We start from the raw sequence: 23,948 nt of genomic DNA, 5'->3' as shown, positions 1-23,948 counted from the left end.
CCGTGTGAGGAGCTCTGCCCCATATGACAGAAGTGCTGCTCCGGGATCGCAGGATCCTCATCAACGGCCGGCCCGAGCTGCTGCTCGCCGGTGAGGTGCACTACTTCCGCCTCGCCCGGGCCGACTGGGCGGACCGGCTCGACCAGCTCCGCGACTGCGGCGGCGACACCGTCGCCACATACGTGCCGTGGCTGTGGCACGAACTGCCCGACGGCTCGGTCGACCTGACCGGGCGTACCCACGAGCAACGCGACCTGGCCGGCTTCCTCGACCTCGCACACCAGCATGGGCTGCGGGCCGTGGTCCGCCCCGGCCCGTTCGTCATGGCCGAGGTCAAGAACGAGGGCATCCCCTACCGGGTGTACGACGAGCACCCCCACCTGCTCCCCACCACCTGGGACGGCGCGCCGATCAGCACCCGCACCATCGACTACCTGGCACCGGAGTTCCTCGCCGCGGCCGACGGCTGGTACGCCCAGGTGATGCCGCTGGTCGCGGAGCGCCTCGCGCCACGCGGCGGCCCCGTGGTGGCGGTCCACCTCGACAACGAGATCGGGATGCTGTCGTGGGTGACCAACTCCCCCGACCTCACCGACGGCCTCTGCGCCGACCTGGCACGATGGGCCGTCGAGCGGTACGGCAAGGACACCGCCGCGGCGCGCATCGGCGCCGACCCGACCGATCCGCCCGCGTGGGCGGCCGCCCTGCGCACCCCGGCCGAGGAACGCTCCCTGGCGCTGCACCACGACCTCGGGCGCTACATGCGGGACCGCTACCGCCGGTACGTGACGGCGCTGCGAGCCAGCGCCGAGCGGCACGGGGTGACCGGGGTGCCGTTCCTGGTCAACGTGCACGGCACCGACAGCGGGCGGGGACGCACCTTCCCGATCGGCATCAGTCAGCTCATGGAGTCGTACCGCGGGCAGCCGCAGCTCACCTCCGGCTCGGACTACTACCTCGGCGACCTCACCGTCACCAACGTCGCCGACCTGTACGTGTCCAACGCCTTCCTGGCCGCCGCGCACGACGGCGACCAGCCACTGACCTGCCTGGAGTTCGAGGCCGGCAACGGCGACTACGGTGAGGACCTGTCGACGCGCTACCCGCCCGAGGCGATCGACCTGAAGACCCGGCTCTGCGTGGCGCAGGGCAACCGACTGCTCAACCTCTACCTGTTCGCCGGCGGCCACAACCCGCCGCTGGCCGAACCGGTCGGCGACGGCAACGACCGGATCGCGTTCACCGGCGAGCGGCACGGCTTCGCCGCCCCGGTCGGCCCGGAGGGACAGCTAAACCCGACGTATCCCGCGGCCCGGCGGGCGCTGCACGCCGTCCGCGGGGTGGCCGACCTGCTCGCCGACGGCGACGAGGAACACGACGCGCTCGCCCTCGGTTTCGTACCCGACCACTACCTGACCGAGTACCACCACCCGGCGTCCACCAACCGGTCCGAGCAGGTCGCCGAGCTGGAACGGTTCCGCGGCATGGGCGCGCGGGACGTGCTGGCGCGGGCGCTGCTGCTCGCCGGCTACTCGTTCCCGGCAGTGAACCTGCAGGCTCCGGCGGGCGGCGCAGCACAGGGGCCGGCCGGCACGCCGCCCGTGCTGGTGCTGGCCACCGCCCCCACCCTCGGCTCGGACGTCCAGCAGCGGCTGGTCGACCATCTGCGGGCCGGCGGCCGGCTGTTGCTGCACGGACCGCTGCCCACCCGCGACCACGACGGCACGCCGTGCACCCTGCTGGCCAACGCGCTCGGGTTGCGGGCGGACGGCTGGCTGGAGGGCGGCCCACACTACTTCCCATCGGTGGTGGGCCACGCCTGGGCGGCCCGCCCCGCCGAGGTCCGGGTCGGCTACGCCCAACTGCTCACCGGGTCGGGTGAACGGCTGCTCACCGAGGTCGGCTCCGGACAGGCGTGCGGCGTCGAGGTGACCGTGGGCGCCGGCCGGGCCGTGCTTATCGCCACCGACTACCCGTGCCACCTGGACTTCTGGCGAGCAGCGCTGGACCGGCTCGGGGTGCGGCCCCGGCTCCGGCACGACGCCAGCGAACCCGGGCTGGTCCTCACCTCGACCGTGGACCGATCCGGCCAGCGGCTGCGTCACCTGATCAACGTCGCGCCGTCAGCGATCGAGTTCAGCCTGTGGCACCGGGACGAGCCGGTACTGTCCGGCCGGCGACTGCGGATCGGCGCCCGCGCCGGGCTGATGCTGCCCGCCGGGGTCCGCGTCGGACCGGCCACGCTGCTGGAGAGCAGCTGCGAACTGGTGGCCCGAAACGGCACGGAGGTGCTGCTCCGGCCGACCCAGCCCGAGGATGTCGCGGTCTTCGCCACCGACCGGCCGGTACACGCCGACCGGGGCGAGGTGACCGTCGCCGACGGTCGAACCACCCTGACCTTCCGGGCCACGGATGGCGAACCGGTCCGGGTCAGAATCGGCTGACCGCCGCTCCCCGGTGGTCAGGGCGTCGATCCCGGTCGACGCGCCCAGCGTCGCCGTAGCCGCGGCACGTGGCGTCAGCCCGCCGCCAGTGGTCGGGCCAGCCAACTGGAGAGCCAGTCGAACGCGGTTGGCTCCATCGCCAGCCAGGTACCGGCGTTGTGGCCACCGCCGTCGATATACCCGGTGGTGACGCTCATCGGCGCGTGGGCCAGCCGGGCCAGGGTGGTGGCGCTGCGCAGCGACGAGTGGTCCGCGCGGGCGCTGCCAAGGTAAAGCGCGATGGCGGGTGGCGGTAGGTGCTGCAAGCGCCAGGCATCGTTGTTCAGCGTGTTCTCGGAGCCGTCCCCGACGGTGATGCCTGGGGTGGTGTAGCCGGAGAGGCTCGCTGCGGCTGCGTATCCGGTCGGGTGGCGCAGGGCCAGGTTGGCGGCACAGAAGGCGCCGGCCGAATAGCCGATCAGCCCCCAGCCGGCCCGGTCGGTCCGTACGCGCAGTTGGCTCTTGACGGCCTCCGGCACGTCGACGGTCAGGTACGTCTCTGCCTGCGGTCCGTGACTGAGGTTGGTGCACTCGGTGTCCAGCAGCCGGTCCGGCGTTATGTACGGGAACAGCACCACGGTCGGTGCCATCCGACCGGCGGCGATCTCCCGGTCCAGGTACTCGGGTGCGTGCAGGGTTTTTGTCCACCCCATCGGTGACGACGGGTAGCCGTGCAGCGCCTCGATGACCGGGAAGCGGGCGGTGGGGCGCGCGTCGTAGGCGGCCGGCAGGTACGCCATCATCGGCAGCGAGAGACCGCTGGCCCTACCGGGGACGGTGAGGTTGACCAGGCGTCCACCGGATCCGCCGCCGGGCGGCGGCGGATCCGAAAGCGCAGCTGCGGCCGGTGGTGCGCCCGTCAGATCGGACCACGAGGTGTACGTCTCGACCTGACGGTTGACCCATACCAGGGCGGCGGCGAGGGCGGTCGCCACGCAGAGGCTGGCGCTGCCGGCCCGCAGCGCCACCCGCCACCATCCGCTGCCACGCTCCCAGGTCAGCGCCAGCGCGACGGCGGCGACGACGGCCGTCGCGACGGCGAGCAACAGGAGCGCGAGGCTGTCCGGCGCCATCTTTCCCTCCTAAGCGGACGTGTTGGCAGTGCCGACGGGCGGCTGCACCGCGGCGGAGCCGCGCGGCGGCAGCAGGCTGGGCTGGCCGGGCGGCGTATGCACCTGCCGCACCAGTGGCGCGGGCTCGGGCAGCGGGGCAGGCAACTGCCGGATCGCCCAGAGCAGCGCCGCCCGCAGCGATTCCACGCCGGACGGCCGGGTGGAGCCGGCACGGGGCACTACGGCCGGGCCGCCGGTGGCGGTACGCGCCGGAGTGCCCAGCACGGCCACCGTCACGCCCACCGGCAGCCCTTTCGGTGCGGCCACGCCAGCGGGCCGGCCGCGCCCCGCCCCGACGGGAACCACCGCCAGCGCCGGATAGCGGCCGGGCGCGGCCAGCACCACCTGGCGGGCCAGCGGCTCTTGCCGCGCCGACGACACCAGGGCCCAGCTGTGCCCGGTGACGCGCAGGTCCCGGCTCAGTTGGGCGGGCAACGCCATGGCCAGCGCCGGAACCGACGCTGCCGGGGTGGTATGGGCGAAGATCAGCACGGCCGGTCCTGCCGCCGTCTCCGCCGAGCGGGCCAAACCAGTCACGGCCGCATCGCCCCACCCGTCCCCCGCGCTGCTGAGGACCAGCACCGCCGGGTATCGCCAGCCGGGGTTGCGCAGGTAGTCGGCGGGTACGGTGACGGTCGGTGGGGCGGCCAGGTGCCAGTCCGCCCACCCGTCCGGTCGCCACTCGAAGGCGAACGGCTGTGCGGAGTCGCTGTGGTCGTGCTGGCGCACCCACTGGTCCAGCTGGCCTGGCGTGCTGGCATTGTGACGGCCGCCAGCGATGGCCTGAGTCAGCAGGTCGTCCCAGTTCGTGTAGAACTGCGCGGAACGGTTGACCGCCAGCCCCACGGCCAACAGCACCAGGGCCTGGGTCAGCAGCACGCCCACCACCCGCACCGGGATGCGGAGCCGGCCGAACCGCCGCCAGCCGACAACGGTTGCGGCGGCCGCCCCGACGGCAGCCAGCCCCGCCAGGACGAGCAACGAAATGCCGGTCAGTGCCATGTGCACCTCCACGCCCTGAACCGTGCCGGTAGGGCTGATGGTCCACCCGTTCGCTGAGAGAGGCTGCAACATTTGCTGGAGGATCGCTGAACGCGGCGGTGTGGGCCGCTCAGGTCACTCACAGCGCGCACGCTGATGGGGCTCAGCGAGGCGGCCGATGATGACCCCATGGCGCCGCAAGGAGGCACAGCATTCGTCGGCGAGCCCTGGCGGCCACGCCCGCCGCTGACGCGGGCCGGCGTGGCCCGGCTTGTGCAGGTGGCCGGCGTGTTCACCATCCTCACCTGGCTCCTGCCGCCGCGTCGTGGCGGGCTGGAGGTCCTGGCGGAGTACCTGCCGTTGACCGGCGTCCTCACCGCCCGCGCAGCCACGGCGGTCAGCGGGGTGTTGCTGGTCTACCTGGGCGCGGGGCTGCGGCGGGGCAAGCGCAGCGCCTGGCGGTTGGCCGTCTTCCTGGCCAGCGTCGGCATGGTCCTGCACATCGCCAAGGGGCTCGATTTTGACGCGGCGGCGGTCTCGGGCGCACTGCTGGCCATGCTGGTCGCGGTGCACGGCCAGTTCCGGGCGGTCGCCGATCCGCGCAGTCCGTGGCGCGCGCTGGCGGCGTTCGCCGGCTTTGCGGGCGCCGGCTTCACGCTCGGCATGCTGGAGATAGCCCTACGGCCGAACCGCCTGGTCGGCACGCCGGGCGTGCGGCTGTGGGCGGAGCACGCCGCGCTCGGTCTGGTCGGCGCACCCGGCCCGCTGCGATTCCGGCACCCGCTGGGCGCCGAGGCGGTCAGCCTCACCACCGGCGCGTTCGGGCTGCTCGCGGTCGGCGCCGCCACGGTGCTGCTGCTGCGCCACGCTCGGCGCGGTGCCGACGAGCGAACCGCGGAACAGGACCACCGGCTACGCGAGCTGCTACGCCGGTACGGTGCGGCCGACTCGCTGGGCTACTTCGCCCTGCGTTGGGACAAGCTGCTGATGTGGGCGCCATCGGGAAAGGCTGCCGTGCCGTATCGCGTCATCAACGGGGTCAGCCTCGCCACCGGTGACCCGATCGGCGACCAGGACGCGTGGCCGCAGGCGATCGACGCGTGGCTGGCCGACAGCGCCCGACATGGGTGGACCCCGGCAGTGCTCGGCTGCGGGCTGTCCGGCGGACGGTCGTACCGCCGCAGCGGCCTGGACGTGGTGGAGCTCGGCGACGAGGCAGTGGTGGACACGGCCGGGTTCAGCCTCGAGGGCCGGCCGATGCGCGCCGTGCGCCAGGCGGTTGCCCGCGCGAAGCGCGCCGGGTACACCAGCGAGGTGATCCGCCAGCGCGACCTGTCGCCGGCCGCACTGGCGGAGGCGGTACATGCGGCGAGCCAGTTCCGGGACGGACCGGTGGAGCGCGGCTTTTCGATGGCGCTGTCCCGCATCGGCGACCCGCAGGACGGCGACTGTGTGCTCGTGCTCTGCCGCGACGGCGCCGCTCGGCTGCGTGGCGTGCTGCAGTTCGTACCATGGGGCAACGACGGCCTGTCGCTGGACCTCATGCGTGGCGACCGCTCGGCGGTCAACGGCGTAATGGAGCTCATGGTGGTCAGCGCGATCGAGGCGGCACCCGGCCTGGGCGTGGGACGGCTCTCGCTGAACTTCGCCGTGCTGCGCTCGGTCTTCGCCCGCGCCGAGGGGCTGGGGGCCGGGCCGGTCCTGCGGATCTGGCACCGGCTACTGCGGCTGGCCTCCCGGTTCTGGCAGATCGAGTCGCTGTACCGGGCGAACGCCAAGTACCAGCCGGCGTGGCAGCCGCGCTACCTGTGCTTCCCCACTGCCCGCGACCTGCCCCGGCTCGCCATGGCCGTACTGAAGGCGGAGGCCTTCCTGCCGACCGGGTGGCGCCGGGCGCGGCGCGCAGACGGCCACGCTACCGCACCATCCCTCGAACCGCTCGGGGTGAGGTGATGGCAGAAGGGACACGGCGACGCACCGCCCTACGACGCGCCGCTGCGATCGCCATGCTCCTGTCGCCTGCGATCAGCGGCGCCGAACCGCCGCCGCCCGCAGCGGGGCCCGCCGCGGGTGCGGTGGTCGCGCTCGGCGACTCCGTGCCGGCCGGGTCGGCCTGCGACTGCGTGCCCTTCCCGGACCTGTACGCCCGCATGCAGGTGCCCGCCGTCCCATCCGTCAACCTCGCCCGCGGCGGCTTCAGCTCCGACGACGTGTGGGCGCAGCTCGAGTCCCCTGATACGCACGAGGACCTGCGCCGGGCTGGCGTCATCATGATCATGGTTGGCGCGAACGATCTGGCCGCCGCGTTCGACGCCGACGGCAACGACGCAACCTACCAGCGAGTCGCGGCGCGAGTCGGCGACAACGTGGCCGCCACGATTGACCGGATCCGCGAGTTGCACGACGGTCCCGTCACGGTGCTCGTGCTCGGCTACTGGAACGTCGTCAAGGACGGCTCCGTGGGGCTTGCCGAGTACGGTGATGCCGGCATGGCGCAGTCGGCTACCGCCACCCGCTACCTCAACCAGGCTCTACGCGACGCGGCCGCTGAGACGGCCGCACTCTACGTGCCCACCTACCCGGCGTTCAAGGGCGTCGCCGGCAACCAGGACCCCACCGACCTGCTCGCTGACGACGGCGATCACCCCAACGCGGTGGGCCACGAACTCATCGCCCGCGCGGCGAACGCCGCCGTAGCTGCCAGCGGTTGACCATGGCCGCCATGCTCCCGCCCCGCAGGCCCAGCCGATCCGGGCCATCGCCCCGCCCGAGCGGCCGGTGGGGTGAGCTACCTGCGCCCCTGTCCAGGTGGGGCGGTGGAGCCGCGGACGGCAAGCTCGACCGGCACGCTGGTCGCCGTCGTCGACGGTCCGGCTCCCTCGGTGGCGAGCCGCTCCCAGGCCAGCCGGCCGACCGTCCGCTTGGGCACGGCTACCGTGGTGAGCCCGGGCGGGGTGAGGGCGCTGAGCGGAATGTCGTCGAAACCGGTCACCGAGACATCGTGCGGCACCGTGACGCCGAGTTCGGTGAGCCGGCTCAGCACGCCCAGCGCGACGTAGTCGTTGAACGCGACGATCGCGGTCGGCTTGTGCCCCAGTGCTTCCTCGGCCACCCGGTGGCCGTCCGGGGCCGTCGAGCCGCACGGGATCTGCACGACGTCGAGTCCCCGGCCTGCGGCGGTGCGCAGGGCGCGCCGGCGCTGCCCGTCGGACCAGGCGTGGGGCGGCCCCTGCAGGTAGACGAGACGGCGGTGCCCGAGCGACGCGAGGTGGGCGCACAGCTGTGTCATCCCCTGGTGGTAGTCCACCAGCACAGCCGCCACCGACGGGTGTCGGACCAGGCGGTTGACCACGACGAGGGCCGGGAGCTTGGTGGCCAACTCCCGGAGTCGGAGCGTGCTCATCCGGGGTGAGCACAGCATCACGCCGTCCACCCAGCGGCCCAGTTCGGTGGCGGCCCGGTACTCGACCTCGGGATCCTCGTCGGTGTCGGCGACGAGGGTGCGCCAGCCGCGCTCGGCGGCCGCCGGCGTCGCGCCCTTGAGCACCTCGGCGAAGTAGGGATTCGCGAGGTCCGGGACGACGACGCCGACGGTGTGCGACCGTCCGCTGAGCAACACCTGCGCCGCGGGGTTGGGCCGGTAGTCCAGGTGCGCCGCGGCGTCGCGTACCCGTTGGGCCAGGTCAGCCGAGACCGGTTTCGCGCCGGTCAGCACCCGGGACACGGTCGCGGTGGACACCTGCGCGAGTCGGGCCACGTCGTGGATGGTCGACCGGGGCGGTGAGCTGCGGGGCGTTCGCTGCACCGCCACATTTGACCACGCGGCCCCCGGTGCTCCGGACACTCAGGCGGAGGCGAGCACGAGCGGTTGCCCGTTCTCGACGACGTTGCGTAGCACGAGGTTGTCGACATACTCCACCACGCCCGGCTTACCCGTGGTGCCGAAGTCCACGTTCGTGAGGGTCACGTCGGTGATGTGGTCGTCGGCGTAGCCGCGAAGGTTGAGGGCGCGCCCGGCCTGGCCGACGGTCAGGTCCCGGACGTCGATGTTGCGCACCACCGGGTTGAACCCGTAGCCGGGACCCTCCTCGTAGAAGAAGTTGACGTCGATGACGGCGCCGGCGACCTCGCCGATGCGGATGTCGCGGGCGTAGACGTCGGTGATGAACCCGCCGCGGACGGAGTTGGTCTTGAACCGCAGGGCGATGTCCAGGTTGGGGCTGGACATCTCACAGTTGCGGGCGAAGACGTTGCGCACCCCGCCGGACATCTCGCTGCCGATCGTCACCCCGCCGTGGCCGTCGCGCATCAGGCAGTCCTCGATGAGGATGTCCTCGCTCGGGACGTTGACCCGGCGCCCGTCGGCGTTTCGCCCGGCCTTGATCGCGATGCAGTCGTCACCGGTGTCGAAGGTGCAGCCGCGGATGACGACCATGCGGCTGGATTCCGGGTCGCAGCCGTCGTTGTTCGGGCCGTGGGAGTTGACGGTGACGTTCTGCACCAGCACGTTCTCGGACAGGGTCGGGTGGATCTCCCACATCGGGGAGCGGACGATCGTGACTCCCTCGATGAGTACGTTGCGGCAACGGTAGGGCTCGATGAAGGACGAGCGCAGATAGTCGCCCTCGCCGAACACCCGCTGCTCGACCGGCACGTCCTGCTCTGCCATGGCGAACAGCCGGGCCCGGGCGGCGTCCTGCTTCGGGTCGCCGGGCTTCCAGCCGTACTCGGCCTTGCCCTTCCACGGCCACCAGTGCTCGTTGTCCGCCTGGCCGTCGAGCACGCCGGTGCCGGTGATCCCGATGTTCTCCTGCTCGAAGGCGTAGATCAGCGGTGAGTAGTTGTAAAGCTCGACGCCCTCGAACCGGGTCAGCACGGCCGGCAGGTAGTCGGTTGGGCGTTGGCTGAACAGCACCACCGCCTCGGCGGTGACGTGCAGGTCGACGTTGCTGAGCAGGTGGATCGGCCCGGTGAGGAACCGGCCGGCCGGCACCAGCACGTGCCCTCCCCCGGCGGTGTGACAGGCGGCGATCGCCTGCCTGATCGCCTCCGTGCAGTCGGTGGCGCCGTCGCCGACGGCGCCGTACTGCCGGATGTCGAACCAGCGGTTGGGGAAGTGCGGGCGGCGTACCTTCGCGCTGATGTACTCGGCGCGGGCCCAGGGGTTGCCGGGCGGCGTGGGATCGGCGCTTGCCCGGCCGGCGACCAGCGGCGCGAAGGCTGCCGCGGAGGCGGTCACCCCGGCCCATCGGAGGAAGTCACGTCTACTGTGTTCGGTCGTCATGAAAGCTCTCCTGGTCTGGCGGGACGGGCAGGTAAAGCTTTTCCTACCCGGCAAACGCATCGGAGTCAACGGATTGGCGGATGGGGACAGGGTCTGCGACGGTGGTGCGGGAAAAGCCTTGCCGCACGGCTGCAACGTGCGCGCCCGGGCATCACCCACCCCGCCACCTTCGACCAAGGAGGGTCCTGGCGCTCACCGGAACCTTGCCGGTCACCGCCGCCCTGATGGAATCAGATAGGTGGCTACCGCCGGCCATTGGGCGCCGGGCGCGGCCCCGTCCAGCGGCGGGTCACGGGAAGTCGTCGGGCTTGGTGTCGGGCAGCGAAGCCAGCAGTTGGGCGGCCAGCCGCCGTACCGTGCCGTCGTCCTCCTGGTGGGCGAGCCGGACGAGCACCTCCCGGGTCCGGCTGTCCCCCCGGTAGTGACGGGTCAACGCGAGCAGCGCGGTGCGGCGGATCTCCCAGTCATCGTCGTCCGCCAGCCGCAGCAGCAGCTCCCGTACCCCCATCCGGTCGGCCAGCGTCGCGCCCAGCTGTTCCACGGCCCGGCGCCGGACCTCCAGGTCCGGGTCGTCGCGGACCAGCCCCACCAGCAGTACCCGGACCTCCGGATCGGCCCCGAAGTGCTCACCGAGCGCGGCGGCGATTCGGGCGCGGATCGCCGGGTCCTGGTCGGCCAGGCGGCGCATCAGCCGCAGCGTCACCGCCATGGACGCCGAACCCCGTTCGGTCAGGCAGCGCACCGCCGCGTCGAACACGGCCGGGTCGGTGTCCGACTCGACGCATTCCAGCAGCACGTCGGTCACCACGTCGGGGCTGCCGTACGCGCACAGGGCCTGCACGGCGGCCAGCCGGATGCCGGCGTAGCTGTCTCGGCGGGCCCGCCGGCACAGCGTCTCCAGCAGGCTGCCGGCTTGGCCGTGGCGGGCGAGTGCCTGCGCGGCGGCGCGCAGCACGTTCGGGTCGGGGTCGCGGCTGACCTGCTCGGCGAGGCATTCGCGCACCTCGGGGTCCGGTGGCTCGCCGAGGTGGGTCAGGCTGCGGGTGACCCGCAGCCTGACGATCGGGTCCCGCTCCTGGGAGGCCCGGCTGATGAGCAGGTCGCGGGTGGCGTGGCCGAGCAGCGGCCGGCCGGTGAGCAGGTCGACCGCGGCGAGCCGGACGCTCGCGGTCGGGTCCCGGCGGGCTCGTTCCAGCAGCAGTTCCCCGGTGCGGTGGTCCGGGTAGGCCTCGGCCAGGGCGCGCACCGCGGCGAGGCGCACGGTCGCGTCGTCGTCGGCACGCGCGGCGTACGCCGCTACGGTCCATCCGGAGTCGTCCGCGCGGTCCTGCTCGAGCAGTGCGGTCACCGCCGCGGCCCGCACCGACGCGTCCTCGTCCTGCTCGATCTGGTCGACCAGCCGGGCTCGGCAGCGCCCCTCCGGATCGGGTACGAGCGCCAGCCGCTGCACGGCGACCGCGCGCAGCCGCGCGGAGGAGGCCGAGCAGGCCAGCTTCAGCAGCAGTTCGGTGCCGTCGGGGCTGGGCCCGCCCGGCAGCAGTTCGGTCACCAGGCCGCGCCGCACCTCGTCCGGGGCGTCGCTGGCGACCCGCTCCAGCGCCCGCGTACGGGCCGTGTCGGCGCGCTCCGGCAGTGCCAGCAGGCCTTCCAGCGCGCGCTGGACCACTGCGGGGTCGGTGTCGGTGTCCAGTAGTCGTTGCAGCGTCTCGGGTACGCCGGGCAGGTCGGCGCAGCGGGCGGCGAGGACTCCCACGGCGGCCCGCCGCACGGCGGTGGCGGGGTCTTCGGTGGCCCTCGCCAGCACCTGACGGACGTCCTCGGACAGCTCGGCCCGGCCGCCGAGGGACTGCACGGCGAGCGCGCGTACCGCGGGGTCGGGTGATTCGGTGAGGTCGCGCAGCACGTCGACGAGCTCGGGGTCGGCGCTGAAGTGTGCGACCAGAGCCCGGACGGCGGCCTGCCGTACCGCGGTCGAGACTTCCGCCTGTGCCTGGGCGAGGAGCAGGTCCCGGCATCGGCGGCGGCTGGGGTTGGTGGTGTCCAGCCGGCCGGCGGCCTCGGCCAGCCCGGCGACCATGGTGAGGTGGGCCTGCCGTTCGCGGCCCTGCCCGAGCTCCCGGACCAGCAGCTCCTCCAGCTGTTCCTCGGCGGTGGACAGCACCGCGGCGATCCGGGTCGCGAACGCGGAGCCGGAGCGCCAGCTGGTGCGCACTCCGCGGCGGCGGTACCAGTGCAGGAAGGCAGCTCGGCCGGGCCAGTGCCGTCCGAGCGCCCGGATGGAGGACAGCAGTTCCTGTTCGGTGAGTTCCACCAGGTTCGGGTCGTCGGCGGAGATGCCGTGTTCGACCAGCAGCACGATCTGGCCCAGCACGGCGTTACCCGCGCCGGCCAGCTCGGCCGGCTGGGGCGCTTCCGCCACGCACTGCGCGGCCAGCACCAGGTTCCATGGTGGGCCGGTGAGGTTCAGCGGCGGCCAGGGTTGGTTGACCTCGGTGGCGAGGAGGGTGACCAGGTCGTTGGCGGTCGGGGCGGGCAGCGCGCTGGCGACCAGCCGGAGCACTTCCCGCCAGGACGGGTCGGCCCAGTGCTCGCGGAACAGCGCGCGCAGCTGGTCGAGGCCCCAGGCGTCCGGATCGTGCTCGAACCTGTCCACGATCTCCTCGGCACAGAAGAACTCCAGGAACGTGCGGTGCACGAACCCGAACAGCCGCAGGCCGTACCGTTCCAGGATGAAGCTTCGCTGGCGCAACTTGTCGATCATTGAGTAGGCCATGGCGAGCGCCCGCTCGTTCTCGAATCCGTAGAAGTCGACCAGGTGGTCCCGGAAGATGCGCGCCAGCTCGTCGGATTCGATGTAGTTTCCCGCCGGACCGGACTCCCGGAACTGCATCCGGAACGCTAGGTGGCGCAGCAGCCGCCGCTTCGCCTGCGGGTCCAGCGGCGGTACGTCGCCGTGGCTTTCCCGCAGTTGTTTGGTCACGTCCCACTCGGAGATCAGGACGTCGGTGACGTGGGCGTAGAGCCGGCGCCGGTTGCGTGGCAGTGGGTGGCCCCGGCCGACGATCGCCATGAGCATCAGCAGCAGCGGGTTGCCGGCGATCTCGTGCATGGCCCGGGATCTGCGCACCACGTCGAGGATCTGCCGCCGCTGCCGGTCCGCCTCGGCCGCCGGGGTGGGCATGACGTAGCGGTACCAGTTGCCGAGGAAGCGGGCGATCCGTTCGTCGTCGAGGTCCTCGAGGGTGAAGTGGTCGAAGCCGGCGTTGGCGAAAGTGTGTCGCAGGTATCCGGCTGCCCGTGAGGTGACCACCGTCCGTACGCCGGGGTATTCGTTGGCGAACGTGGCGATCTGTGCGGCCACCTCCTCCCGCTGGGCGGGGTCGAACACCTCGTCGAGGCCGTCGAACAGGAACAGTGCCTGGCCGCCCTGGCGCAGGTACGACTCCAGCACGTCCTGGTCGATTCCGGCGAGTCCCTGCTGGTGGCGGTGGCCGACGTAGTCGAGCAGGCCGTCGCACCGGCCGTCCCCGCAGTGCACGGCGTACGAGCGCAGCTCGATCAGGACTGGCAGGTAGCGGTCCAGCGCGGCCAGTCGGGGCTCGACGCAGGCGCCGGCCAGTGCCAGCGCCAGGTAGCGTGCGGTTGCTGACTTGCCGGAGCCGGGGTCGCCGAGCAGCACGATGGCCCGATGGCTGGGATCGCACACCACGTCGAACAGGGCGAGTGCGTCCTTGGCCGCGTACTCCTCCCAGAGCCGCTCCACTTCCTCCGGGTCCACCACGCCGGGCAGGCCGCCGGTGTCACCGTCGGGTGTGGAGCCGGCCCAGCGCCACCACGCGAGCGGCATTTCCGGCCGGGCGTCCTCGTGTACCCGCGGTTCCACGAACACCTTCGGCAGGCCGACCGTGAGGTATCCGATGGTGGGTCGTGGCGACACTCCGTCCAGGGGCACCGCCTGGTAGCGCAGCGCCAACTGCTTGTAGTAGTGGTTGCGTACGGCGTCTGGCAGGTGGGTGTCGGGGTCGGCGGGTTCGCGGGCCGGGGAGCGGCCGCTGCGCACGTCGGCCAGCGCCACGGTGACCTTGGCGGACAGGTCGTCCACACTGGAGAAAAAGGCGCACAGGTGGCGTTCCTTGAGTTCGCGGCGCAGCGCGACGATCTGCTGCCAGTCGGCGTCGCGGTCGATCATGTCCACCGGCCACGGCGTGTCCTCGGCGAGCAGGAAGATCAGGCAGGGTTTCCCGGCGGCGAGGGCCTCCCGGTATTCCAGTTCGGTGATGGAGGATTCCTGGCCGGGCGGTCGGAACCCGTACCGCCAGGCGAACAGCCCCACGTAGAGGTCGCAGCGGCGTACGTCGGCCAGGCAGCGTTCCAGGGGTGGCCTGATGTCGGCGCCGTACGCCTCCATGGCCACGTCCTCGATCTCGAGACGACGTGCCGCGGCGTGCACGGCAGCGCGATATTCCAGCAGGTCCTTTTGGGTGGCCGAAATGTAAACCTTCATGAACGGCAAACTCCAGGGGGTGGCTGGGGACCGCACCATTCAAAATATCAGCCGACGTCACATCCCTCTGACCCGCGAACGTCCGGCAACCCCAGCCACACATGGGATTCCCGCCAGCGGGGAGGCCTATGATGGCCACTGGACAGATACGGGCCCGGAACGGGCGGAATCCCGTGCCCACGGGTGTTTCGACATTTCCCGCACGGGTCCGTGTCGGTGCGGGTCACGGCGGCGTGCGTCAATCACCATGGGACCGCATTCCGCGGGTGACCGCGGACCGGTGGCGGCGATGCGGAGGAAGCCATGCTCACGGTGGGTGAGGTGCACACCAGCCTGCTGCAGCACAGCACTGCGCTGGCACAGGAGCAGAGCGCCGAGGTGCTCAGCCTGGTCGAGGGTGAGGCCGTGCTGACGTCGCGGCGTCCGTCGCTGTACGCGGTGTCGCCTGACGTGCGCACCGGCGTGGACTGTTGGCTGCCCAGCGCCAAGAAGCGCCAGCTACGCGGCGTGGGCGCGGTGGTCACCCGGGCCATCATCACCGGCGGCCGGATCGGCCAGGCGTCCTCGGTCATCCAGGTCGTCCCCGGGCAGCGCCGCCAACCGTGGTCGCACTACCTGGCCAGTCCCGGCGTCCTGGAGACGGTCGGGAAGCTGGACGCCGCGGACCTGGCGGCGGGCTTCCTGCACGGCAACGCCGCCGATGTGCTGAACCTGGAGGCGATCACCGGCCGGGTGCTCGACGGCGTGCAGATGTCCGACCTGCTGGACCGGCGCCCGCCACTGCGCGCGGCGCGCACCCGGCTGCGCTGGACCGCGCGGGTCGCCGAGCGACCGGACCAGGTCTCCTCGGCGGTGGTCACCGTGGACTCCCCGACGCTGCGCACGGTCGAACTCGTGGTCGGCCCGCAGGACGTGCCGGCCGCCGTGGCCGGCCTCTGCGAAGATCTCGCCCTGCACGACTGGCTGCTCACCATGCTCTCCGCCGTCGTGGAGGCCGCGGTGACCCGATCGGTCTCCGGGCAGGAGCACATCGAGCGGCTGCGGCCGGTGCTGGAGCACCTGCTGCACCTGTGGCTGCCCGGCGCGCGGGTGGACCCGCGGCTACGGCCGATCTGGGACCGGCTGGAGCAGGTACCCGGGTTCAGCCGGCAGTGGAAGTCGTCGGTCAACTGGATCCGAGATCAGATCAGCGTGAGCAACCAGGCCCTGCTGCGTGATCTGGCCGGCCGGGTGGCGGTCAGCCAGCCGCTCCCACGCTGACCACGCTCACTCGCCGATGAACACGTAGCTCAACCGGTCGACCAGCTCGCTGGGCAGCTGCAGGCCCTCCCCGCCGGCCCGCTTGGCGACCTGCCGGGCGACCGGCGGGGGCACCGCGACCTGACCGAGGATGGTCCGCACTGCCAGCTCCACCGGCAGGTACCGGGTGTCCATCAGGGTCAGTGTGCGATACGCGCAGAACGGCGCGGCGACCGGGTTCAGCTGGACGACCGACGGCAGCTGGTCCCAGTCGGTGGGCAGTTCGCCGGCAAGCCGGCACGGCTGCGTGATCGTCTCACCCCGGTGCCGTAGCACGCCCAGCCGAGTCATCTGCCAGACCGAGGCGAGCAGCGCGCAGGCCCACACCCGCGTGTTCGGCTCGTCGGACCACAGCTCGATGTCGACGAAGATGGAGTGCTGGGGGTCGCCGGACTGCACCGGCGGGGACCACGGCAGTGGCAGGGTCATCGCCGGCGCGTCGACGTGCCCGGGCGAGCGCTTGCCGTTGGACAGCCAGCCCGACTCGCTCAGCGGCGGGCGGCTTCCGGTGGTGTGCCGGGGCGGCTCCACCACCAGCGTGTCGACCACCAGTTGGGCCAGCTCGACCCCGTCGTGCCGGGCGAAGCTGGACTCCCGGGCCACGTAGTCCAGCGTCAGGCCGTGCTCCGCCGCGGCGCTCTGCACCTGCGGGATCACCTCGCGCGGGGTGCCGAACCGGTGGAAGTAGTCGTCCACCAGGAAGCAGGTGCTGATCCGGGGCTGCCGGTTGGGTGGCAGTCCTCGTCGGGCCAGCGCCGGGATCGCCCCCGCCCAGTCCGCGATCCGTTCGAACTTGCGCCTCAGTTCGTGGCACCCGTCGCCGAAGTCCTCCGCGTAGAAGTGGCCCAACTCCACCGACAGATGCGAGTACGCCACGCTCTCGGTACGACGCACCGCAGCCGCCTCCTGGAACCTGACATCCACGCCGATCACGCGGTCTCCCATGCCGTTTCGTCGAAAAGCTTCTCGGTCAGATCCACGAAGGCGTCCACGGTCTTGGCGTTCGCGATCTTGGTCTGCACGTCGTGGTCCGAGATGAGCTGCTCACGCCACTGCAGCAAGGGATCCAGCGGCACCGCGCCGAGCAGTGTGGTACGCCCGACGCCCCGCCGTCGAGCCAGCTCCGACAGCTCCGCGTCGCACTTGCGCAGGAAGGCCTGCTGCGCGAGGTCGAGGTGGCCGACCTCGGGACCGCGCGAATCGATCACCGCGGTGCGGATGAACCGCAACGACTCCCGCAACCGCTCCGGCTCGTGGCCGTACTCCTTGCCCATCGCCAGGATCCCGCCGGCCTCGAAAGCCAGGTCCGCGGCCGCCGTGACATGCTGCGGGGTCCACCGGTGGAAGACCAACCAACGAACGGTCACCTTCCGCAGGGTGGGCGTGGCGGTCGCCGCCAGCGCAATCTGGCTGGCATAGGACCGGCCGGCGCTGAGGTCCACCAGCGTCAGATCGAACTCCTCCTCCAACCGGAGGAAGAGCTCGGCGCAGCGCTTGGCGATGTCGTTGGTGAAGCCGAACTCGCTGCCGTTGCGCTGCCCGGGCAGCAGCACCAGGGGACCGGACCCGATCGGCCGCTGCCGCAGGCTGGCCCGCTCCGAGGTGCCCCACACGTCCAACTGCTCCGGCGACGGGATCTCCCCGCGCAGGTACCGGTGCAGGCCACCACCGTTGGGTCCGGCGCCCTCCACCCCGTTGACCGCCTGCGGGATCTGGAACGTGATGCCGGCCGTCGGCGAACCGAAGTCGTAGTCCAGATAGCAGGTGGGGCGGCCGGACAACGCGCTGCGGTAGGCGATGTTCGCCGCGGTCACCGAACGCCCGGTGCCGCCCTTGTGCGACGTGACGAAGACCAGCATTCAGATCCCCTCGCTGGCTTTCTGCTGCCCGGTGGTGATGTCGTTGAGCAGCAGCAGCAGGGTGTTCGCCAGCGCGGCCGCCGTGCCGGGCCGTTCGTCCACCAGCGTCTGCGCCCGGCGCAGGCTGGCCCGGATGCTGCGCATGCTGCGCTGCATCGCCTCACCGGCGAACGTGCCGCGCATCAACTCCCGGTCGAACAGGTACTCGGCCTCGTCGATGAGATCCTGCGCGTACGCGGCGAGCCGGCCGGCTCGTGGGAACGGCCGCTCCCAGAGCAGCTGACCGGCGCTGACCAGGGCCTGCACCACCCGCTCGGTCAGATACCAGGAGGGTGCGTCCGGCTTCGACGCCAGCCCGGGGAAGGCACCGCCGGCGTGGTCCCACAGCCCGCGGTGCCGGCCGTCCGGGATACGCCGCAGCAGCAGGTGCTCCCACACCTCGTCGGCAAGTTCGAGCAGCTCGCTGCGCTGCCGGGCGTTGCTCAGCAGACCCGCGACGGTGGCCGCCCGCTGCAGCAGCACCGTGGAGAACTCGTTGACGTTCCACGTCATGATCGGCTTCGACGTGTCGTCGTTCAGCGTCACCCGCTTGCCCGGCGCATGCACGATCAACGCCGGCTCGTCGGGCGAGGCACGCCGGGTGATCCGCGACCGCTGCGCCAGCTCCACGAGCACCGCGGCGATCCGCCCGAGCTCCTCGTCGGCGCCGCGCCCACCGGCGAGCAGTCCCTTCACCGCCAGCGACGTGGCCTGCAGGGTGTAGTAGTCGGTGCGGTCACCGTCAGTCGTCCGCCACGGGATGTCCTCGATCGGCCACCGCCGCCGGTTGCCGAAGGTCGCCACCGTCGCCCAGTAGGTGCGGGTCAGCTCCCAGCGCAGTTGCAGTGCCCGGGACAGCCGCTGCTGCTCCTCGTTGAGCAACCCGAGCAGGCGGGTGCGCTCGGAGTTCAGGTCTTCGATGGCATCCATCGCGATGACCGTGAAGTAGAGATAGGGAGCGTTCTCCGCCGAACCCTCGCGCTGCTGGCCGATCGGCTCGGTGGTCGGGACCTCCTCGGCGCCGGCGATGGTCCCCCACGACCAGCCGCACTCGAACAGCATCTCGCTGTTGTCCAGGTCCTCGGTCACCCGACCGGACCCGATCACCACGCTGCGCAGGCTGGCCATGGTGTCCCGCAGCTGTTCGCGCAGCGCCGCCACAAGTTCACGGCGGGGCAACTCGTCCTGGTTGACCATGTCGCACAGCCGGACGCCGTACTCGTCGGTGGCGGTGAAGACGAAGGTACTGAAGCTGCGCAGCAGCCCCACCATGGCCGCCGTGAGGCGCGCGCTGGCCATCGCCTCGAGGTTGTCCAGTTGGGCCAGCAGGTCGCGCCGCTGGGTGGAGCCACGGTAAACCTTGACGAAACCGATCGTCGCCAGGGTGAGCGTGACGGACACCGCGAACGAGTCGACGATGTCCTGGGAGCGCTGCTTGTCGGTGAGGTCCGGGCCGCCCTCCAACGGGTTGAGGTAGCTACCACCGTCGAACAGTGGGGTCCCGGTGTCGTCGGTGTACCGGGTGTAGTAATCGATCATCACGCCGACCAGCCGACGGGGAATCTCAATCGCACCGCCGATCGGGCCCAGTGCCTCGATGACCTCTTCGTCGGTGCGGTCCGGGTCGTCCAGCGACAGCACCGGGACCTTGGCCGCCGGGAGCAGCAGAGTCAGCAGTTGCTCCGCGTCGCTGATGGAGTTGCTGCCGCTGCGGCCACCCCAGTGCCATTCACCGTCCAGCCAGCAACTGCGTACCGTGGCCCGCCAGATGTCGAGGATCTCCTGGCGCGGCTGTATCCGCATGATCCACCGCCGTCTGCTGTAGTCGTCGACTCGAAACTGCTGGTGTTGCCGTGCGCACGAAGATCCACGATGGTGCGTGCCACCACATCGTATCGGTCGCGTCGAGTACCGCCAGAGCGGCTTCGATGGCCGCGTGTCGACGGCGGAAGCCGGCCGTCCAGGTGCGACTCGTACCCCTGATCCGAGACGGCGGCAAGATGTGAGTCCACTTTCGGGACTGAACGCCGGGGCCGCGTGAATCGAGGCTCCCGGCGTCATCGATCGGGTAAACCTCAGCGCGGGCGAGTTCGCCAGGAACCCGGCCCGGGGCGGACACGTCATAGGCCACATGACGGGTAGCAGCGTCCACGCCCCCCATCGAACCGCCGCCACCGGCGTCCTCCGAGTCATGACTCAAGCCCAGGTCATGCGAATGATGCTGGTCGTCAGCCTGTCCCTGGTCGCCGGCTGTACGGCGGAACCGGCCGCCGCGCCACCACGTGACCGGGCAGTACCGGCCGGCGGTTTCCGGCTCGTTGCCTTCGACTCCTGCGCGGAGGCGCTGCGGCAGCTCAAGACAGCTGCCAAGGCGTACGTCGGGCCCTGGGGGTTCGGCCCGAACGGGGACCTGCATGCCGCGAGCGGTGCGGAGCAGGCCGGGGCGCCCGCCGCAGCGAAGCAGGCGAACGCGGCTCCCGGGGCTGGCGCCCCCGGCTACTCGGGCACCAACACCCACGAGGCCGGAGTCGACGAGCCGGACCTGGTCAAGACCGACGGCAAGCGGATCGTCACCGTCAACCGGGGCAAGCTGTACGTGATCGATCCGGCCGCCCGCCGGCTGACCGGCGAACTGGAGCTGGTGCCCGGCGCCGACGGGTTCGGTGGCGCCGAGGACAGCCTGCTGCTCCAGGGCGACCGGGCGCTGGTACTGCTCCGCGAAGGGCGGGCCTGGACGGCGAAACCCGCCGCCGCTGCGGGCGGCCGCGCGGCGCCGGCGGACGGACGTCCCGTCCCGACGTCGGAGGACGTCGTCGGCCCACGGCTGATCATGGTTGACCTCTCCGGCGCACCGAAGATCATCGGCGAATACCGGATCGACGGGAGCCTGGTGGACGCCCGCCAGGTGGGCACGACGGTTCGTGTCGTGATCCGCTCCGCCCCTCGACTGGCCTTCCCGTACCACGAAAAGGTCACCGACGCGCAGCGCACCGCCGCCAACCGAGAGATCATCGACAACGCCACCGCCGACGACTGGCTGCCCCGGTACGAGATCACCGCCGGCGGGCGGACCAGCACCGGGCGGGTCGGCTGCGACCGGGTGAGCCGGCCGGCCAGCTACTCCGGCACGTCGCTGGTGACCGTGCTCAGCTTCGACCTGGGTGCGGCCACGCTCGGCGCCGGCGACCCGGTCACCGTGCTGGCCGATGGCGACACCGTCTACAGCAATGAGTCGCGGCTGTACGTCGCCAACGATCAGCGCTGGCGCGTGCTGCCGATGCTGACCAGGCGGAACGCCGCCCCCGACCCGAAGGACGAGACCACCGAGATCTACCAGTTCGACACCTCGGGCAAGGGCACCCCGCGATACCTCGCCGCCGCGACCGTGCCGGGCTGGCTGATCAACCAGTACGCCATGTCGGAGTGGGACGGGCACCTGCGGGTGGCCACCACCAGCGGCCGCACCTGGGGCGACAAGCCCGACTCGGCCTCCAGCGTGTACGTCCTGCGCGCCCACGGCACGACGTTGACCCAGGTCGGCAAGGTCACCGGACTGGGCAAGGGCGAACGTATCCACGCGGTGAGGTTCGTCGGCGACGCCGGGTACGTCGTCACCTTCCGGCAGACCGACCCGCTCTACACCGTCGACCTGCGGAATCCGACAGCGCCGAAGGTAAGCGGTGCACTAAAAATCAACGGGTACTCGGCGTACCTGCACCCAGCCGGCGAAGGGCGGCTCCTCGGCGTCGGGCAGGAGGCGACGGACAAGGGCCGGGTCCAGGGCACCCAACTGTCACTCTTCGACGTCTCCAATCCGGCCAAGCCGACCCGAACCGCCCAGTACCACGTCAAGCAGGGGAACTCCGAGGCGGAGTTCGACCCGCACGCGTTCCTCTACTGGCCGCCCGAACGCCTGGTCGTGGTCCCACTGACCGTCTACGGAGGCGCCGTGCGGCCTGGCACGGCCAACGGCCAGAGTGCCGCCGGAAGGCCGGGTCCGCCGACCAACGTGGCGCTGGCGCTGCGGGTCGGCGACAGCGGGTTCACCGAGGTCGGCACGGTCGACCACCCGCTGGACACGGGGCGCCCCGAGGATCTGATGCCGATCCGCCGGTCACTGATGGTCGACGAGGTGCTCTGGACCGTCTCCGACGCCGGCCTCAAGGCCACCGACATCTCCACGATGAAGACCCTCGGCTGGCTGCGGACGGCGTGACGGTCGACGCGGCCCACGCGCTACCTCATCCGAAGCTCTGAACACTGCTTCAGCCACGAGTACGACCCGTGGCCAGCAGCATGCTCAGGTACCCGTCCCGCAGCGGCGGCGTGGGCGGCACCTCGTGGACGTTCAGGTCGTACGCGCCGAGGGCGATGCTCGCCACCACGTCGACGCGCTGCAGTTCCACGGCCGGAAACCAGCGTTGGCCGACGTGGTAGCCGCGGGAGCCGAGCATGAACGCCACGGCGAACGGCGAGCCCGGCTGCAGGGCACTGAGAAACCGGCCCACGGCGCGCTGGAATTCCGCCCGGTCGGCCGATATCGAGCAGGCCACGAAGAACATCGTGCCCGCGTCCCAGGTGCGCCTCGGCAGATCGAAGACGCTCGCTTTCCGAACCCGGCCCACCTGCGCCAGGCGGCCCCGCGGGTCGGCCAACGCGGAATACGCCGGGTGCTCCGCGCAAACCTGCCAGTACGGATCCCACAGCTCGTCGTAGCCGTCGATCTGCGTGCGCAGCCAACCCACGTTCGACGCCGACCATTCACACAGGTCCATGGCGCGCGCGAACGGCAGGAGCGACAGCGCCGGGTAGAGATTAGCCCCCGACCCCACATCGACGCAGCGCACGTCGGAGAGCTCCGCATCGGCAAAGAAATCTCTGGTACGGCAGAGAATCTCGCGGTCATCGGCGCGCAGCGCCGAGTAGTTGTGCCGAAGATAGGCGTGGGAATCGAAGCTGTCCCACTCGACCTCGGAATTGGCCGGCCGCTCGGACTGGGTCGGCGGCGATGGGGTTGACGACGCGCCGCAGCCGCTGCCAGCTGCCGGCGTCAACGCCATGAATATGCCTCCATCGGTGTCGGCGGATCACTCTGGTCGTCGCCCCGGCGCGCTCAGCCCACCGCCATTGTGTATCGAAGGTGGTACCGACTGGCAAGTGGACGGACGGCATCAACCACCGGGGGGTGACATCCGCCAAGGAATCCGATTGCCGATAGGTGGGAATCGGTCAGATTGCTGACAGCGCGAGCACCGCCGCGACGGCGACAGCGAAGCGAGGGCCTTGGCCGCAATGACAGAGCGTCTGCGCCGCGCCGGCGTGGTCAACGTCGCCATCGAACGTGGTGACGGGCCGCTGGTCGAGGCGCTGCTGGACGCCGGACTGTCAGTGTTCGTGGTCCCCAGTCGGCAAATCAAGGCGTTGCGGACCCGCTACGGCTCGGCCGGGAACAAGGACGACCGCTTCGACACCTACATGCTGGCCGACACGCTACGCATCGACGGGCAACGCTGGGCACCGCTGCGCGAAGACCGGGCTGATACCCGCGCATTGCGTGCGTTGTGCCGGGCGCGCAAGGACCTGGTCGAGAATCGGGTGAAGGTCGTCAACCAGTTGCGGGCCAACCTGGAGCTGGCGATGACCGGCGCCATCGGGCTGTTCAGCAAGCCAGACAGCCCGATCATGCTGGCGTTTCTGCGCCGGTTCCCCACCGCAGACAAGGTGGCATGGCTGTCGCCCCGACGCCTGGCCAACTGGTTGGCCTCAGTCGGCTACTCCAGCGGAGTCGATCCAGCGGTTCTCCACCAACGGCTAACAACCGCAGCGCCTGGCCTAACGGGGGCGGAAGGAGACGCCCGCGTGCTGATCACCCTCGGGCTGGTCGCGACACTGGAGGCGCTCAACACCTAGATCAAGGTGCTGGATGACCAAATCAAAGCAGCGTTCGACGCTCACCCCGACCACTATCTTCGCCAGCCTCCCACGCTCCGGCATGATCCGTGCCGCCCGCCTGCTGGCCGAAATCGGCGATTGCCGGGGCTGGTGGCGGTGCCGGGCGAGGAAGCGGGGCGGGGATGGCCGCGCCGATCAGCTGCTCGTCAAGGCGTCGGCGGGACGGTTGCCGGGCGGCCGTCATGGTGACCGCCGCAGCCATTCGCGCGGCCTCTACGTCCGGTGCCGGGCACCCCGATCTTCGATGCGCACACGTGCGACAAGGTGCCCTCATCGGGAGCCACCACGGCGGTGAGCTCCCCTGACGTCGCACGGATACCGGTGTCCGAGGAGGGATTTGAACCCCCAGTGGGACATGACACACCAGCGCTCCCACGCATCTTCGAGTCGCCTGTGCCCGGCATTCGACTCTGAGTGCTGCAATGACCCGGCTCT

The 23,948-nt window shown here is 71.1% G+C and carries 15 protein-coding genes; 6 read left to right on the top strand and 9 right to left on the bottom strand.

The window, feature by feature from the left end:
- The first annotated feature begins 23 nt into the window (after positions 1-23).
- The gene (locus A6A27_RS25735; protein ID WP_083672853.1) at positions 24-2,444 is read left to right on the top strand and encodes a beta-galactosidase; all 2,421 of its coding nucleotides are present in this window, start codon (positions 24-26) and stop codon (positions 2,442-2,444) included.
- A gap of 74 nt (positions 2,445-2,518) precedes the next feature.
- Here A6A27_RS25735 and A6A27_RS25730 read toward each other — a convergent pair whose 3' ends face one another.
- On the bottom strand, positions 2,519-3,556 hold the full coding sequence (locus A6A27_RS25730) for an alpha/beta hydrolase (protein WP_073837233.1): 1,038 nt from the start codon (positions 3,554-3,556) through the stop codon (positions 2,519-2,521).
- Positions 3,557-3,565: 9 nt separating this feature from the next.
- Positions 3,566-4,609 carry a hypothetical protein gene (locus A6A27_RS25725; protein ID WP_073837232.1) on the bottom strand — a complete coding sequence of 348 codons (1,044 nt, stop codon included), beginning with the start codon at positions 4,607-4,609 and terminating at the stop codon, positions 3,566-3,568.
- A gap of 156 nt (positions 4,610-4,765) precedes the next feature.
- Here A6A27_RS25725 and A6A27_RS25720 point away from each other — a divergent pair, with 156 nt between their 5' ends.
- Complete coding sequence (locus A6A27_RS25720) at positions 4,766-6,529, top strand: phosphatidylglycerol lysyltransferase domain-containing protein (RefSeq protein ID WP_241825461.1); 1,764 nt, start codon at positions 4,766-4,768, stop codon at positions 6,527-6,529.
- Positions 6,529-7,287 carry an SGNH/GDSL hydrolase family protein gene (locus tag A6A27_RS25715; protein ID WP_083672852.1) on the top strand — a complete coding sequence of 253 codons (759 nt, stop codon included), beginning with the start codon at positions 6,529-6,531 and terminating at the stop codon, positions 7,285-7,287. Before A6A27_RS25720 ends, A6A27_RS25715 begins: the two co-directional genes overlap by 1 nt.
- Positions 7,288-7,364: 77 nt before the next feature.
- Here A6A27_RS25715 and A6A27_RS25710 read toward each other — a convergent pair whose 3' ends face one another.
- The 3 genes from A6A27_RS25710 to A6A27_RS25700 all read right to left on the bottom strand — a co-directional run bounded on the left by A6A27_RS25710 (position 7,365) and on the right by A6A27_RS25700 (position 14,364).
- Positions 7,365-8,381, bottom strand: a complete 1,017-nt coding sequence (locus A6A27_RS25710) for a LacI family DNA-binding transcriptional regulator (RefSeq protein ID WP_158074045.1) — start codon at positions 8,379-8,381, stop codon at positions 7,365-7,367.
- Positions 8,382-8,420: 39 nt separating this feature from the next.
- On the bottom strand, positions 8,421-9,860 hold the full coding sequence (locus tag A6A27_RS25705) for a glycosyl hydrolase family 28 protein (RefSeq protein WP_073837229.1): 1,440 nt from the start codon (positions 9,858-9,860) through the stop codon (positions 8,421-8,423).
- 289 nt (positions 9,861-10,149) lie between these two features.
- Positions 10,150-14,364, bottom strand: a complete 4,215-nt coding sequence (locus tag A6A27_RS25700) for a HEAT repeat domain-containing protein (RefSeq protein WP_073837228.1) — start codon at positions 14,362-14,364, stop codon at positions 10,150-10,152.
- Positions 14,365-14,667: 303 nt separating this feature from the next.
- Between A6A27_RS25700 and A6A27_RS25695 the strand changes: the two genes are divergently transcribed.
- Positions 14,668-15,624: an SCO2521 family protein gene (locus A6A27_RS25695; RefSeq protein ID WP_073837227.1), complete on the top strand. Its 957-nt coding sequence runs from the start codon at positions 14,668-14,670 to the stop codon at positions 15,622-15,624.
- Between the two features lie 6 nt (positions 15,625-15,630).
- Here the strand turns inward: A6A27_RS25695 and A6A27_RS25690 are convergent, their stop codons facing one another.
- From A6A27_RS25690 to A6A27_RS25680, 3 genes are read right to left on the bottom strand one after another with little or no spacing between them, the layout of a single operon-like run.
- On the bottom strand, positions 15,631-16,608 hold the full coding sequence (locus A6A27_RS25690; RefSeq protein ID WP_073837226.1) for an SCO2522 family protein: 978 nt from the start codon (positions 16,606-16,608) through the stop codon (positions 15,631-15,633).
- The gene (locus A6A27_RS25685) at positions 16,593-17,522 is read right to left on the bottom strand and encodes an SCO2523 family variant P-loop protein (protein WP_073837225.1); all 930 of its coding nucleotides are present in this window, start codon (positions 17,520-17,522) and stop codon (positions 16,593-16,595) included. Before A6A27_RS25685 ends, A6A27_RS25690 begins: the two co-directional genes overlap by 16 nt.
- Positions 17,523-19,364, bottom strand: a complete 1,842-nt coding sequence (locus A6A27_RS25680) for an SCO2524 family protein (RefSeq protein WP_073837224.1) — start codon at positions 19,362-19,364, stop codon at positions 17,523-17,525.
- Between the two features lie 388 nt (positions 19,365-19,752).
- On the opposite strand from A6A27_RS25680, the gene A6A27_RS25675 reads away from it, so the two are divergent.
- A complete protein-coding gene (locus A6A27_RS25675) occupies positions 19,753-21,777 on the top strand; it encodes a beta-propeller domain-containing protein (RefSeq protein WP_241825460.1) in 2,025 nt (674 codons plus the stop codon).
- A 49-nt stretch (positions 21,778-21,826) separates the two neighbouring features.
- Here A6A27_RS25675 and A6A27_RS25670 read toward each other — a convergent pair whose 3' ends face one another.
- Positions 21,827-22,621 carry an SCO2525 family SAM-dependent methyltransferase gene (locus tag A6A27_RS25670; RefSeq protein ID WP_073837223.1) on the bottom strand — a complete coding sequence of 265 codons (795 nt, stop codon included), beginning with the start codon at positions 22,619-22,621 and terminating at the stop codon, positions 21,827-21,829.
- Positions 22,622-22,853: 232 nt separating this feature from the next.
- Here A6A27_RS25670 and A6A27_RS25665 point away from each other — a divergent pair, with 232 nt between their 5' ends.
- Entirely contained in the window at positions 22,854-23,471 is a 618-nt protein-coding gene (locus A6A27_RS25665; RefSeq protein ID WP_073837222.1) for an IS110 family transposase, read from the top strand.
- Positions 23,472-23,948: the final 477 nt, after the last annotated feature.

The organism is Micromonospora sp. CB01531, from assembly GCF_001905095.1.
Lineage (GTDB): Bacteria > Actinomycetota > Actinomycetes > Mycobacteriales > Micromonosporaceae > Micromonospora.
This window is presented reverse-complemented; position numbering and strand designations above follow the sequence as displayed.